The sequence below is a fragment of the Veillonella rogosae JCM 15642 genome (assembly GCF_002959775.1).
Taxonomy (GTDB): Bacteria; Bacillota; Negativicutes; order Veillonellales; family Veillonellaceae; genus Veillonella; species Veillonella rogosae.
Map to the genome: position 1 here is coordinate 13,479 of NZ_PPCX01000002.1, position 15,209 is coordinate 28,687.

Annotated in this window: 9 protein-coding genes; all 9 read left to right on the top strand. The window is 41.3% G+C overall.

Annotated features, from left to right (window positions below; all coding sequences use genetic code 11):
• The first annotated feature begins 20 nt into the window (after positions 1 to 20).
• Positions 21 to 1,265: a beta-ketoacyl-ACP synthase II gene (fabF, locus tag VRHSUH09_RS00330; protein ID WP_105081056.1), complete on the top strand. Its 1,245-nt coding sequence runs from the start codon at positions 21 to 23 to the stop codon at positions 1,263 to 1,265.
• Positions 1,265 to 2,005, top strand: coding sequence for a ribonuclease III (gene rnc, locus VRHSUH09_RS00335; RefSeq protein ID WP_105081057.1), 741 nt, complete (start codon positions 1,265 to 1,267; stop codon positions 2,003 to 2,005). Before fabF ends, rnc begins: the two co-directional genes overlap by 1 nt.
• A 150-nt stretch (positions 2,006 to 2,155) precedes the next feature.
• Positions 2,156 to 3,247 carry an elongator complex protein 3 gene (locus tag VRHSUH09_RS00340; protein ID WP_105081058.1) on the top strand — a complete coding sequence of 364 codons (1,092 nt, stop codon included), beginning with the start codon at positions 2,156 to 2,158 and terminating at the stop codon, positions 3,245 to 3,247.
• Between the two features lie 45 nt (positions 3,248 to 3,292).
• Positions 3,293 to 6,847 carry a chromosome segregation protein SMC gene (gene smc, locus VRHSUH09_RS00345; RefSeq protein WP_105081059.1) on the top strand — a complete coding sequence of 1,185 codons (3,555 nt, stop codon included), beginning with the start codon at positions 3,293 to 3,295 and terminating at the stop codon, positions 6,845 to 6,847.
• Positions 6,847 to 7,782, top strand: coding sequence for a signal recognition particle-docking protein FtsY (gene ftsY / locus VRHSUH09_RS00350; RefSeq protein WP_105081060.1), 936 nt, complete (start codon positions 6,847 to 6,849; stop codon positions 7,780 to 7,782). The genes smc and ftsY overlap by 1 nt, the downstream gene beginning before the upstream one ends.
• Before the next feature lie 76 nt (positions 7,783 to 7,858).
• Positions 7,859 to 8,155 carry a hypothetical protein gene (locus tag VRHSUH09_RS00355; protein ID WP_245875965.1) on the top strand — a complete coding sequence of 99 codons (297 nt, stop codon included), beginning with the start codon at positions 7,859 to 7,861 and terminating at the stop codon, positions 8,153 to 8,155.
• Complete coding sequence (gene uvrB / locus VRHSUH09_RS00360) at positions 8,155 to 10,329, top strand: excinuclease ABC subunit UvrB (RefSeq protein WP_105081061.1); 2,175 nt, start codon at positions 8,155 to 8,157, stop codon at positions 10,327 to 10,329. Before VRHSUH09_RS00355 ends, uvrB begins: the two co-directional genes overlap by 1 nt.
• Positions 10,330 to 10,448: 119 nt before the next feature.
• Entirely contained in the window at positions 10,449 to 13,301 is a 2,853-nt protein-coding gene (gene uvrA, locus VRHSUH09_RS00365; protein WP_105081062.1) for an excinuclease ABC subunit UvrA, read from the top strand.
• 43 nt (positions 13,302 to 13,344) lie between these two features.
• Positions 13,345 to 15,171: an excinuclease ABC subunit UvrC gene (uvrC, locus tag VRHSUH09_RS00370; protein WP_105081063.1), complete on the top strand. Its 1,827-nt coding sequence runs from the start codon at positions 13,345 to 13,347 to the stop codon at positions 15,169 to 15,171.
• Positions 15,172 to 15,209: the final 38 nt, after the last annotated feature.

Below are 15,209 nucleotides of genomic sequence, written 5' to 3' on the forward strand. Positions count from 1 at the left end.
AGCTATAAGAGGTGGAATAATTGGAAAAACGTGTAGTAATTACTGGCTTAGGGGCAGTGACTCCTGTAGGTATCGGTAAAGAGAACTTCTACAATGCGTTATTGGCAGGTCAATCTGGTATTGGGCCGATTACACGCTTTGACGCATCTGAGTATGCAACACGCATTGCAGGCGAAGTAAAAGATTTTGATATTACAAACTATGGCGTAGACAAAAAAGAAGCTCGTCGTATGGACCGTTCTGTAGAATTGGCTATCGGTGCTGCTGTTCTTGCTTGTGAAGATGCTGATCTTGACTTGGACAAAGCAGATTTAGACCGTTGTGGTACTGTAGTTGGTACTGGTATCGGCGGTATTGACTCTATCCATGAAGTATATGAAACATTATTCGAAAAAGGTCCTGGCCGTGTAAGTCCATTTGCAGTACCTATGATGATTGCAAACATGACATCTGCACGCGTATCCATTCGCCTTGGTCTTAAAGGCCCTGTTATTACAGACGTAACAGCTTGTACTTCTGGTACAAATGCTATTGGCGATGCATTCCGTATCATTCAACGTGGTGATGCTGATGTAATGTTCGCTGGTGGTACTGAAGCTGCTGTATCCCCAGCTGCTGTAGCTGGTTTCGCGGCTATGAAAGCTATGTCTACACGCAATGATGAACCAACAAAAGCATCCCGTCCTTTTGACCGTGATCGCGATGGTTTCGTAATGGGTGAAGGCTCAGGTATCGTAGTTCTTGAAGAATTAGAACATGCGAAAGCTCGTGGTGCTCATATTTACGCTGAAGTAGTAGGTTATGGTACTAATGGTGATGCTTACCACATCACTGCACCAGCTCCGGGTGGTGTTCAAGCTCGTAAATGTATGGAATTAGCAATTAAAGATGCAGGTATCGATCCTAAAGACGTTAACTACATCAATGCTCATGGTACATCTACTGGCCTTAATGACCAAAATGAAACATTAGCTATTAAAGAATTGTTCGGCGATCATGCTAAAAACATCGCTGTTAACTCTACAAAATCCATGACAGGTCACTTGTTAGGTGCTGCTGGTGCTATCGAAACTATCGTTATGGCGATGGCTATCGAAACTGGTAAAGTTCACCCTACAATTAACTGTGACAATCCTGATGAAGGTTTGGATCTAGACTATGTTCGTGAAGGTGCACGTGACCTAGAAGTTAAATGTGCACTTTCCAACTCTTTCGGTTTTGGTGGTCATAACGGTACACTTTGCATTCGCCGTTATGAAGCTTAATGGTTGCTATCGAAGCGCATAAGAGTAAGATGACACAAGCTCGTGAAGAATCCCTTCATGAGCTTGTTGCTCGTTTAGACATACCTGTGTCAGATATATCCATTATAGATTGTGCTTTTACACATACATCTTATGCGAACGAACATAAATCAAAGCATATTAATCACAATCAACGATTAGAGTTTTTAGGCGATGCTGTACTAGATCTCATTATTGGTGAGTACTTATTTAAAAATTATCCAGATATGGCTGAAGGTAATTTGACGAAGATTAAGGCTGCTACAGTATGTGAGGACTCTCTAGCATCTGTGAGTCGTTCTTTACAATTGGGACAATATTTATTGCTCGGTCATGGTGAGCGTGCTTCCGGTGGTAATGATCGTAACTCTATACTAGCTGATACCTTTGAGTCCCTCATTGGTGCTATTTATATTTCTACAGATTACCAAACGGCAATGACCTTCGTTTTAAAACATCTAACGATTTATATCAAGCAAGCCTTAGAAGGTAAGCGGGGCAAAGATTATAAGACATTATTACAAGAATATGTGCAACGAGATGGCGATAAACATATCGTCTATCGTTTGCTCAGTGAAAGTGGTCCCGACCATGCTAAGACCTTCCATATAGTGGTCGAAATCAATGGTGTTACTTACGAGGCAGGTTCTGGTAAAAGTAAAAAAATTGCAGAACAACATGCGGCTCAATTGACTTTAGAAAAGTTGATGGCTGACAAATAGAAAAGCGCCTAATGGCGCTTTTTTCTGTATAATAGTATATGAGCAATAATCTATATAACAATATGTAAGTAATATTCTATATAGTAATATATGAGTAGTGCTCTATATATTAGTATATGAATAATATTTTTATAAGAATGGGAGGTGTCTATGAAACCATTTGGTATGATTCCTTTTTTTATACCCCATGTAGGTTGTCCCTATGTGTGTACCTTTTGTAATCAGTCTCGTATAACAGGCCAATCTGGTATTAGTCACCTAACACCGGATTATATTAAAGAAACGATTAGAGATTATGTGGGGAATAAACGAAACGATAAGTTTTGGGAAGTCGCCTTTTATGGTGGATCGTTTACAGCTATCCATACAGATTTACAACATCAATTATTAGCTCCTGTTTCTGAGATGCTTAAGAGCGGCATAATTGATGGTATACGTTGTTCTACGCGGCCTGATGCTGTAGATGACGAAGCAATTACCTTGTTACAGTCTTACGGAGTAAAAACAGTAGAGCTTGGTGTGCAGTCCATGAATGATGGTATCTTAGTCGATGCTAAGCGTGGTCACACCGCACAAGAGGTAGTAGAGGCTGTTGCGCGATTAAAACGGCGCGGTATGACTGTAGGTGTTCAGCTTTTACCAGGACTAAAAGGTGAAACTTGGGAATCAATTCTAGAAACAGCTATTGCTGTAGTTAAAATAAAACCAGATTTTGTACGAATTTATCCTGTTCTTGTTATAGAAAATACGGAGCTAGCAGATCAATATAGAGCTGGTGAATACGAGCCATTGAGTACCGAGCAAGCTATTACATATTGTGCATTTTTAAAGGACTGGTTTGAACGGCATAACATAGAAGTTATACGTACAGGATTACAAAGCACGGAAGAGCTAGACTCTGGAAATAGTTTGGTGGCAGGTCCTTATGAGCCCGCTATGGGTGAGCTCGTCGTAAATGAACAGTATAAACAACGCATAGAACGCTGTATTAACGAACATATAGAATCCTTTATTGATAAGGGACTTTCACAGTGGTATATATGGGGACAAGTAAATACTTATATAGCTCTAAATATAAGTGTTTTCTATCCTCGTAGTTTAACGTCCAAGGTACGAGGCCTTAAAAATAGGAATATGTTATACTTTCAAGAAAAATATCCTCATATAAACTTTAATTGGTATGAAGATAGTACGAGAAATACTGTTCGTTGCTGTATTGATGGCCTACAATATGTGTTATAATAAAAGATATGATTATTTGGGGTAGTTAGTAGAAAGGAGGCAGTCATGCAATTACTTCGGTTGGAATTAAAGGGCTTTAAATCGTTTGCAGATAAGACGGTTGTAAAATTCTCACCAGGAATGACTGCCGTTATTGGGCCTAACGGAAGTGGTAAAAGTAATATTACGGATGCTATGAAATGGGTTTTAGGGGAATCCAATGTCCGTAACTTACGTGGTCAAAAAGCAGAGGATATTATCTTCTCTGGTACGGAAAAGCGCAAGCCTATGAGTGCTGCTGAGGTTACTCTCGTATTTGATAATAGTGACCAACAATTAGATTTAGATATGTCAGAGGTAGCTATTACACGTCGTATATATCGTACTGGTGAAAGTGAATTTCTTATCAATAAGCGGCCTTGTCGTTTAAAGGATATTCACCTTTTATTAGCCGATACAGGTCTAGGTAGAGACTCTATGGCGATCATCGGTCAGAACCGCATTGATGCTATTTTAAACTCTAAGCCTGAAGAACGGCGCCTTATCTTTGAAGACGTAGCTGGTATTTCACGATTCAAGATCAACAAAGAAGATGCATTGCGTCGTATTGCTAGTACAGATCGAAATATGGAACGTGTACGAGACGTAATGGCAACTATCGAAGAGCAACTAGGCCCTTTGTCTGAAAAAGCGGAAAAGACTAAAAAATATATGTCTTTAAGCCGTACTAAACGCGATTATGATGGGGCACTTGCCTTTCACAATTATAAGACTTCTGATCGTTTATTAACTCGTTTTGAAAATGATAATATTGCATTTAAGGATGAAGAGATTGAGCTTCAAACTGAATTGTCTAAATTGGAAGCTCGACGTCATACCTTGCAATCTGTATCAACAAAAGAGCAAGAACAGCTCAAGTTGTGGGAAGCTCAATATACAGAAAAGCAGCGTGATGAAGAGCGTTTAGCAGGTCATTTACGTCTGTTAGATGAGCAGCTGAAGACAGCTCGTCGTGAATTAGATGAAACATCTATGCGTATTAGTGAGCTAGAGGCGACTCAAAAAGGTGAAGAACAACAATTACGTATTTTAAATCAATTGATTCAAGATGAAAGTGCTCAACTAGTAGAGAAAGAATCCAAACTAGAAGAGTTAGAGGCGAATTATAAAAAAGCTGTTGAAGATGTTAGCGCCGAGCAAGCTAAGTTCCAATCCTTGCAGTCTAATCGAGAAGCCTTTGAGCAACGTCAATTAGAGGTTGTGAGTGCCATTGAAATGGCAAAGGCTAGTATTCGTAGCTTAGAAGCTCGTAAGGAAGAGTCTACAAAACAATGTGAGGTTTTAAAGGCTGAAATAGGTCAAGTAGATAGTGAATTACAAGCCGCTCGCGGTGAATTTGATACATTAGGCCAACAGTTTAATGCTCTTTCTGCCCAACGACAAGCCCTCGTTGATGGCGGCAAAGAAGCAGCCTTACAAGCTCGTGAAGAACGCAAAGAATTACAAAAATTGCGTACTCAAGAGCAACGTGTTAAAGGTCGTATCGAACTATTAGCCCAATGGGAAGAACAACATGAAGGCTATTTAGAAGGTACTAAAAATATCCTAAATGGGAAAGGATCTTGGCGGGGACAGATTACAGGTGCTGTTGGTGATCTCTTTACGGTAGATGATAAATATACTACGGCTATCGAAACGGCATTAGGTGGTAGTGTTAACCATGTTGTGACTACTACTGCTCGCGCTGCTGCGGAGGGTGTCAATTATTTGAAATCTATCCAAGGTGGTCGCGTAACCTTCCTACCGATGGATTCTGTAAAAGGAAAACCCTATGATACGCCGGCTTTACATGAAAGCTGTGTAATCGGCACTGCTGTTGATTGTATTTCCTTTGATAATACATACGCCCATATTTTCCAATACTTATTGGGGCGCACTTTGGTAGTATCCTCCATGGATGATGCTATTGGTCTGCAAAAAAAATATAATCAACAATTGCGTATCGTTACGCTTACAGGGGAACAATTCCAACCTGGTGGCTCTTTAACTGGTGGTGCTACAAAGCGTAAGCGTGCCTCTGTATTGAGCCGTAAGGAAGAGGCGGCGAGCCTTGAACAAGAACTCCTGCAAATTGAAGAACGAATTCGTTCCTTAACAGCTAGCTTGGAAAACCTTGAAAAACGGGTTGAGGAAGCTGAAAAAGAACGAGCTACCCTTGATGAAAGCTACCAACATACGAATTTACTGTATGTGGCTAGCGAAACAAAGGTAGAAAATATTCAAAATCAAATGGATCGTAAGAAGCGTGTTCTCTGTGAAGAAGAGCAACGTTTATTACAAATCGATATTGATTTAGCCAGTACAACGGCTAACTTGAAAGACCAAGAAACAGCATTGGCTTCTTTGCAAGAAGACCACGGTATAGATGGCAATCAAGGGGCCTTAATGGAGCGGTTAACTGTATTACAAAAGGTACAGCAAGAGGCTTATGAAGCTTTCACAGAGGCTCGCCTCACCTGTGATACGTTGCGACAAACCATTAAGGAACGTATAACTCAGCGAGAACAACGTAATCAATCTATTGCTAACATTGTAGAGCGACTAACACCGTTACGTAATTTGTTAATTAGCACTACAGAGCGCTGTGAAGTGGAGCTACCTAAGGCTAAAGAATTGGCTAATCGGGAACTAGCTGTGGCTACAGCGGAGGTTGAACGATTGCGTGCACTTCGCGATGAGGCCTATGAAAATACGTCTACAGGTCGCGAGGAATTGGAAGCTATCTTGAGCGAACAAGACCGGTTAAACCAACGTTATAAAATAGTTCAAGGTCGACTCGTCGATATGGAAGGTAAAATTACTCGTTATCGCATGGACTGTGAACGCTTTGTAGAAGAACTACAAGAGTTAGGCTTTACCTTAGAAGATGCGCAGGCTCTTCGCATTGAAGGTTCTGTAAACGATTGGAAGGATGAGCAGGCCCGCTTGATGGCAGAAATTGCCGAACTAGGACCAGTCAATCCGAACGCTGTTGAGGAATACGAAGAAACTAAAGAGCGTTATGACTTCTTAACTACACAGTTAGCAGATTTAGATACAGCGAAAGAGCAATTGCAAGCGGTTATTGCTGAAATGGACAAGGCTATGAGTACACAGCTATACGATGTATTAGATGTAGTAGGCCGTAGATTCCAAGAGGTATTTAGCCAACTGTTTGGCGGTGGTACGGCGCAAATCGTATTAACTGATCCAGATAATATCTTAACTGGTGGTATTGATTTCTACATTCAGCCGCCAGGGAAAAAACGACAACAATTGACCTTGTTATCCGGTGGTGAGCGTGCCCTTACGGTTATTGCATTATTGTTCTCGTTCCTAGACTATCGTCCAGCGCCGTTCTGCGTGCTTGACGAAGTTGACGCAGCGCTTGATGAAGCCAATGTAGAACGATTTAGTTCTTACTTAAATCGGGTAAATAAAGAAACACAATTTATCGTAGTATCGCACCGTAAAAAGACGATGGAAGCTGCCGAAGTATTACAAGGGGTGACCATGGTAGAACGAGGCGTATCGCGATTATTAACAGTAGCATTTGAAGATGTGAAGGAGGATCTAGCATAATGGCATTTGGATTCTTTGATAGAATTAAAGAGGGCTTGGAGAAAACTCGTAAGTCTTTTGTAAAAAATGTAGAAAGTATCGTTATCGGTTATGCTCAAATCGATGATGATTTCTTAGATGATTTAGAAGCAGTTATGCTCACTAGTGACTTAGGTCCTAAAACGACAGAATACTTGATGAGAGAAATTCGTCGTGGTGTAACGGAAGGTATCATCAACAATACTGGTGATGTAATGCCGTTTATGGAAGACCGCATCACAGAAATGTTAGTTGACCAAGAAGATGAAATTACACTTCACCATCCAGAGGTTATCCTTGTAGTTGGGGTAAATGGTGTCGGTAAAACTACGACTATTGCTAAATTGGCCAACTATTACACTAAAGAAGGCAAAAAGGTAATTATCGCTGCAGGTGATACATTCCGTGCCGCTGCGGCTGATCAATTGTCTATCTGGGCAGATCGCGTAGGTGTACCTATCGTTAAACATAAAGAAGGGGCTGACCCTGCAGCTGTTGTATACGATGCAATGGAAGCGGCTAAAGCTCGTAATGCAGACCTCGTTATCGTCGATACAGCAGGTCGTTTACACACTAAAGTTAACCTTATGGAAGAACTTAAAAAGATGGGCCGCGTAGCGAATAACCACGTAGAAGGGGCACCACATCAAACCTTGCTCGTCTTAGACGGCACTACAGGTCAAAATGCAGTAAGCCAAGCCAAATTATTTGGACAAGCAGTACCAGTAAATGGTATTGTTGTTACTAAGCTTGATGGTACAGCAAAAGGTGGCGTAGTTATCTCTATTAAAGAGGAATTAGGCGTACCTGTACGTTGGATTGGTATCGGCGAAGGCATGGATGACTTGCGTCCATTTAATGCAAAAGAATTTGCTAATGCACTATTTAATAAAGGAATGATTCAAGGTGACAAATAAATATAACCGGGAATTCTTACTTGAATATGTAGAATCTGAAAATAAAAAAAATGAATGTAATGTTAGCCTAGAAAATATGAATAAGATTGTCAGCTTAATAGAGTATTTCGGCATTGAATTATATCGTCCTATTACGAGATTACTACTTTCAAACTGGGAAGAGATTACTGAACGTATTAATAACTATACTGAGTCAGATTGGATGATGGCTGATGAAATCCAAAAGACTACATCAACATTGGATCGCTTTTCTATTGCTATGCTCATCGAAGTCTTAGAGGGTGAGGATACTTTAAACCAAGCAGAAAATGCAGGTCGTCGTCTATCTGAGGAAGAGCTCAAAGCTATCCGTAAACATCAGGATGAACAGTAATGAAACATAATACATATAATTACGAAGGGGGCCAACCATTTAAAGTGGAGGCGCCCTTTACGCCTACTGGGGACCAACCAACTGCCATACAATCTCTAACAGAGGGGATTGAGCGCGGCGAATGGGCTCAGGTCTTGCTCGGTGCCACTGGTACAGGTAAGACATTTACGATGGCAAAGGTGATCGAGGCGGTACAGAAACCGACCTTGATTATTGCCCATAATAAAACCTTAGCTGCGCAGCTATGTAGTGAGTTTAAAAGCTTCTTCCCTAATAATGCGGTAGAATACTTTGTGTCTTACTACGATTTCTACCAACCTGAAGCGTATATTCCTTCTAGCGATACGTACATCGAGAAGGATGCGTCTATCAATGATGAAATCGATAAACTGCGACATAGCGCTACAATGAGCCTATTTGAGCGCCGCGATGTGATCATCGTTGCTTCTGTTAGCTGTATTTACGGCTTAGGTGACCCTGAGGACTATTCTGAACTCGTGTTGTCCTTGCGCTTAGGTCAGACGAAATCTCGCGATGAAATTCTGTCTAAACTCGTGGATATTCAATATACGAGAAATGATATGAACTTTATCCGCGGTACCTTTCGTGTACAAGGGGATACTATTGAGATTTTCCCTGCTGCGTATAGTGAACGAGCCATTCGTGTGGAACTCTTCGGCGACGAAATCGATCGCCTCGTTGAGGTAGATGCTTTGACTGGTGAAGTGATTGCTGAACGCAAGCACGTTGCGGTCTATCCAGCATCTCACTATGTAACTACGAAAGATAAGATGCGTATTGCTGTAGAACGTATTGAGGCTGAGTTAGAAGAACAGTTAGCTAAGTTGAAAGCTGCTGACCGTCTATTGGAGGCTCAACGTCTTGAACAGCGTACCCGTTACGATATAGAAATGATGCAAGAAATGGGCTATTGCTCCGGCATCGAAAACTATTCCCGCCACATGTCTGAACGTAAGGCTGGAGAGGCACCATATACATTGATAGACTATTTCCCAGATGACTTCCTCATCATGGTGGACGAGTCTCATGTAACCATTCCTCAAGTGCGTGCCATGTACAATGGTGACCGTGCGCGTAAAGAATCACTCATCGAATATGGCTTCCGTCTACCGTCTGCGCTTGATAATAGACCGCTTCAATTTGATGAGTTCGTGGAGCGTATCAATCAAATCGTTTATGTATCGGCAACGCCTGGTCCATACGAAATGGAAGTACAAACGAATGTGGCAGAGCAAATTATTCGTCCTACCGGTCTACTTGATCCATCCATTGAGATTCGTCCTATTAAGGGGCAAATGGATGACTTGCTCGGTGAAATTCATAAGCGTGCTGCTAAGAATGAGCGTGTTCTCGTTACGACCCTAACAAAGAAAATGGCAGAGGACTTAACAGAATTCTTGAAGGAAATGGGCGTCCGTGTTCGATACCTCCATTCGGATATCGTTACTATCGAGCGTGCTGAAATTATCCGTGACTTACGGGCTGGTGTATTCGATGTACTGGTTGGTATTAACTTGCTTCGTGAAGGTCTCGATATGCCAGAGGTTTCTTTAGTGGCTATCTTAGATGCGGATAAGGAAGGTTTCTTACGTTCTGATACAGCCATGATTCAAACTATTGGTCGCGCCGCTCGTAATGTGAATGGTCACGTTATCATGTACGCAGACCGTGTGACAGGTTCTATGCAGCGCGCCATCGATGAAACAGATCGTCGTCGTGCCGTACAAGAGGCTTATAATATTGAACATAATATTACGCCTAAGTCTGTCTCTAAAGATGTAAAAGAGCTTATTGAGTTGACGAAAATTGAAGAAGATATGGTCACCGATGGAAAGGACTTTTCACCAAGGAAAGGGAAAAAGAAATCCTCTACAACGGGTATAGACCATGGACACGAACCATATGCACAAGATATATCTACGCCTAAGGTGGCAGATATAACACCGGAAGAGTTATTCAATAAAATTGAAGAACTAGACCGTCAAATGAAGGCCGCTGCAAAGCAGCTTGAATTTGAAAAGGCTGCAAAACTTCGCGACCAATTAGGGGAACTACGTCAACAATGGTCTGATATGCATAGCGCAGGTGAAAGCAAGTTAAAAAAACCTGCATCAACTAAAGGTAGAAGGCGGACTAGCTCAAAGAGTAAATAGATTGTAATAAAACACATAGATTATATAGACTATATGTGCGATAATATACATATATTATTTCATGTTAGTAATCAGAGAGATGATGCCGATTGGTATCATCTCTTTATATAGGGAACATAATGAAAGATCAATTGATAGTAAAAGGTGCGCGTCAGCATAACCTTAAAAATATAGATATATCCTTACCACGGGATCAGTTTATCGTTTTGACTGGCCTCAGTGGTTCTGGTAAATCGTCCTTAGCATTCGATACAATTTACGCAGAAGGGCAACGACGCTATGTAGAGTCTTTATCTGCTTATGCACGTCAATTCTTGGGACAAATGGATAAACCCGATGTAGACTATATTGAAGGTTTATCTCCAGCTATTTCTATCGACCAAAAGACTACAAGCCGTAACCCTCGTTCTACAGTTGGTACTGTAACGGAGATTTACGATTACTTGCGTCTATTATTTGCTCGCGTAGGCCATGCTCATTGTCCTGAATGTGGTAAGCCTATTACACAGCAAACGATACAACAAATGACAGATGATGTAATGAACTTCCAAGAAGGCACTAAGATTTTAGTATTAGCCCCTATGATTCAAGGGAAAAAAGGAGAGCATAAATCCGTCTTTGATCAACTTCGAAAAGAAGGTTTTGTTCGTGCCCGTGTAGATGGTGCTGTACGTACATTAGATGAAGAGATTGTATTAGAAAAAAATAAAAAACACTCTATCGATATCGTAGTAGACCGTCTCGTTGTAAAAGAAGGTATTGAATCTCGCTTAGCAGACTCTATGGAGACCGCATCAAAATGGGCAGAAGGCATTGTAGTTATCGAAGAGGTAGATGGACCTGAACACATGTATAGCCAACACTTTGCATGTCCAGATTGCCATATTTCCTTACCGAAGATTGAACCACGTATGTTCTCCTTTAACAGTCCATTTGGTGCCTGCCCAGCTTGTTTGGGTATTGGCTCTACCATGGAAGTAGACGAAGAACGCGTTATTCCAGATGGATCTATTAGCTTTGCCGATGGTTGTGTACAAGCGTTGAGCTCTAACCCTAATGCTTGGTTTATGCGCCAAGTAGAAGGTCTATTAAAAGCTAATGGATACTCTTTAGATTCTACCTATGATGAATTGCCAAAAGCATTACAGAAAAAAGTAATGTATGGCACGACAGATAAGGTGGCTTTCACGTACGAAAATATGCGTGGCGAAGTGAAGGAATTTTTTACTGAGTACGAAGGTATTTTACCGATGGTAAAACGCCGTCATAGTGAAGCCTCTACAGATTCTATGCGTGAAGAGTTTGAAAAATTTATGTCCATTAAGCCTTGTACTACATGCCATGGAGCTCGTCTTAAACCTGAAGTATTAGCTATAACCGTAGGGGATAAGAACATCAATGAAGTGACCCAATTGACCATTAAAGAAGCACTCGATTTCTTTGGTAAGTTACAGTTAACAGAGCGGGAACAAGTGATTGGGGCTCAAATTTTGAAGGAAATCAATGCTCGTCTTGGGTTCCTCAATAATGTAGGCCTTGATTATCTTACTATGAATCGTAGTGCAGGTACTTTGTCTGGTGGTGAAGCGCAACGTATTCGTCTAGCTACGCAAATCGGCTCTGGTTTAGTAGGTGTATTGTACATCCTAGACGAACCGTCCATAGGGCTACATCAACGAGATAATGATCGACTCATCGATACCTTAAAAGGGTTACGGGACTTAGGTAATACCTTGCTCGTTGTAGAACACGACGAAGATACGATGCGTGCGGCTGATTATCTCGTGGACATTGGTCCAGGTGCAGGTGAGCATGGCGGTCAAATTATTGCCGCTGGTTCTGTTGACGAAGTTATGAAGGTTAAAGACTCTATTACTGGTCAATATTTGAGTGGTCGTAAATTTATCGCTCTTCCAGAACAACGCCGTAAACCAGGTAAGAACTGTATTGAAATTCGCGGTGCTAAGGAAAATAATTTACAAAATGTAAATGTAAAATTCCCTATTGGCTTATTCAATGTTGTTACTGGTGTCAGCGGTTCTGGTAAGTCTACCTTGATTAATGAAATTCTCTACAAAGGTTTAGCTAATCAATTATATCGCTCTAACCACAAAGTAGGGGCTCATAAAGAAATTCGTGGTCTTGAATATATCGATAAAATCATCAATATCGACCAAAGTCCTATCGGTCGTACACCGCGCTCTAATCCAGCTACCTATACAGGTGTATTCGATGCTATACGCGAGCTCTATAGTCAAACACCGGAAGCAAAAATGCGCGGTTACAAACAAGGGCGCTTTAGCTTTAACGTAAAAGGTGGCCGCTGTGAAGCTTGTCGTGGTGATGGTATCATTAAAATTGAAATGCACTTCTTACCAGATGTGTACGTACCTTGTGAGGTTTGTAAGGGTGCCCGTTATAACCGAGAAACCTTAGAGGTTAAATACAAAGGTAAATCTATTGCAGATGTACTAGATATGACGGTAGATGATGCGGTTGAGTTCTTCAGCGCCATTCCGAAGATCAATCGTAAAATGGTTACCTTGCAAGAGGTAGGTCTTGGCTATATTCGTTTAGGTCAAGCCGCAACAACCTTATCTGGTGGTGAAGCACAACGCGTTAAATTAGCTACTGAATTAGCTCGTCGCAGCACAGGTAAAACATTGTACATCCTAGATGAACCGACTACAGGTCTTCACGCCGAAGATATTCGCAAGTTATTACACGTATTGCAACAACTCGTAGAGGGTGGCGATACCGTTGTGGTTATCGAGCATAATTTAGATGTCATTAAGATGGCAGACCACATCACAGACCTCGGTCCTGAAGGTGGTAATCGCGGTGGTACTATCGTAGCTACAGGTACACCTGAGGAAATCGTTAAGGTGAAAGAAAGCTATACAGGCAAATTCTTAGGTCCTGTATTAGAACAGACTAAGAAATTTATGAAAGCAGCTCAAAAGAAGAAATAGTAATGAGTACAAAGCTTAAAAATCTACGAGGAAAGGAGGACATATGCCATCTGAAGAATTACTAGAGAAGGTCAGTCATTTGCCGACCACACCGGGCGTGTATTTATGGCGTGATCAATATAACCGTATCATCTATGTTGGTAAGGCCATTAACTTGCGTAATCGTGTGCGTTCCTATGTACGCAATGATGCCAATCGGGCACCTAAGGTTGCGGCCATGATGAAGCGAGCGGTCGATGTAGAAATCATTCAAACTAAGACGGAAATGGAAGCGCTTATCTTAGAGAATACGCTCATCAAGGAGCATGAACCTAAATACAATATTAGGCTTCGTGATGATAAAACGTATCCGTACGTAAAAATCTCAGTACAAGAGGACTACCCACGTGTATATATGACGCGCCGACTAGAACGGGATGGAGCCAAGTACTTTGGACCTTTTACAGATGTAACATCAGTTCATGTAGTACTAAAATTAATACGCCAGTACTATCCACTCAGGACATGTAAGTCTATGAAGGTAGAGCGACCATGTTTGCAATATCATATGCACTACTGTGAAGCACCGTGCTTTAACAAGATTTCCGTATCGGATTATGGAAAGTATATCGATGAAATCATAGAGCTCTTTGAAGGTAAGCCTATCCCTTTGCTGAAGGAAATTAAAGAGAAGATGGAGCTTGCTGCAGAAGGCTTACGCTTTGAAGATGCAGCACGTTATCGAGATCAGCTAACTAGTATAGAAAAAATCCAAGAAAAACAGCGCATGGTTACGCAGCGAGGCGACTTAGATGTGTTAGGTCTTGCAGTAGATACATCTATGGCCTGTGTACAATTATTGTTTATTCGTGGTGGTCGATTACTAGGTCGTGAAAACTACTTTGTGCAACACGATGGAGATAGTGCTGAAACGATAATGACGGACTTTATCAAGCAATACTATGGGGATACGAACTTTATTCCTAAAGAGTTATTACTCCCTATGGATAGTACTGATAGAGATTTGTTAAAGGAATGGTTTACGCAGCTTAAAGGCCAAAATGTAGACGTATCTGTGCCACAACGGGGCTATAAGATGGATATGATCAAGATGGCCCATGAGAATGCAGAAACCTTCCTAGAAGAGCGTCGTCGTCAGTGGCAACACCAAATTGATAAGACCGGTGGAGCCGTTAAGAAATTAGCGGAAGTATTGGACTTGCCACGATTACCAGAGCGTATGGAATGCTTTGATATCTCTCATACCCAAGGTGCTGAAACGGTAGCATCTATGGTTGTCTTTGAAGGTGGCAAACCAGCGAAGAAGGAGTATCGTCGGTTTAAATTGAAAACTACGCAAGGCAAGCCTGATGATTTCAAGTCTATGGCTGAAATCATGGAACGACGCTACGGTAAGGAAACAGATTGGCCTATGCCAGATCTCATTATTATCGATGGTGGGAAAGGGCAGCTCAATGCTGCATTGCCGTTGATTCGCGGTGTAGGTGTTACAGATGTGCCTGTTATCTCTTTAGCTAAACGTATTGAAGAGGTCTTTGTAGAAGGACAATCTGAAAGTATTATCTTAAGCCACCGTTCACCAGAGCTTCAATTACTTCAACAAATACGGGACGAAGCCCATCGCTTTGCTATTACGTACCATCGTAAGCTTCGTGGAAAACGCAATTTAGAATCTATTCTAGATCATATTGAAGGTATTGGGCCTAAGCGTCGAAAGGCATTATGGGCTCACTTCAATAGTTTAGAAGCCATGAAAGAGGCATCTATTGATGAGCTTTCAAAGGTGGAATCTATGAACTATAAGACGGCAGAAACACTATATAATTTCTTCCGCATGTCTAAGGTAGAAAAACAAGATATGTTGAAATAAAAAAGAGCATCTTATTTAAGATGCTCTTTTACTGTATA

Coding starts and splice junctions, on each gene's coding strand:
- VRHSUH09_RS00355 (WP_245875965.1), top strand. CDS start 7,859: ATGAATAAGATTGTCAGCTTAATAGAGTATTTCGGCATTGAATTATAT.
- uvrC (WP_105081063.1), top strand. CDS start 13,345: ATGCCATCTGAAGAATTACTAGAGAAGGTCAGTCATTTGCCGACCACA.
- rnc (WP_105081057.1), top strand. CDS start 1,265: ATGGTTGCTATCGAAGCGCATAAGAGTAAGATGACACAAGCTCGTGAA.
- ftsY (WP_105081060.1), top strand. CDS start 6,847: ATGGCATTTGGATTCTTTGATAGAATTAAAGAGGGCTTGGAGAAAACT.
- VRHSUH09_RS00340 (WP_105081058.1), top strand. CDS start 2,156: ATGAAACCATTTGGTATGATTCCTTTTTTTATACCCCATGTAGGTTGT.
- smc (WP_105081059.1), top strand. CDS start 3,293: ATGCAATTACTTCGGTTGGAATTAAAGGGCTTTAAATCGTTTGCAGAT.
- uvrA (WP_105081062.1), top strand. CDS start 10,449: ATGAAAGATCAATTGATAGTAAAAGGTGCGCGTCAGCATAACCTTAAA.
- uvrB (WP_105081061.1), top strand. CDS start 8,155: ATGAAACATAATACATATAATTACGAAGGGGGCCAACCATTTAAAGTG.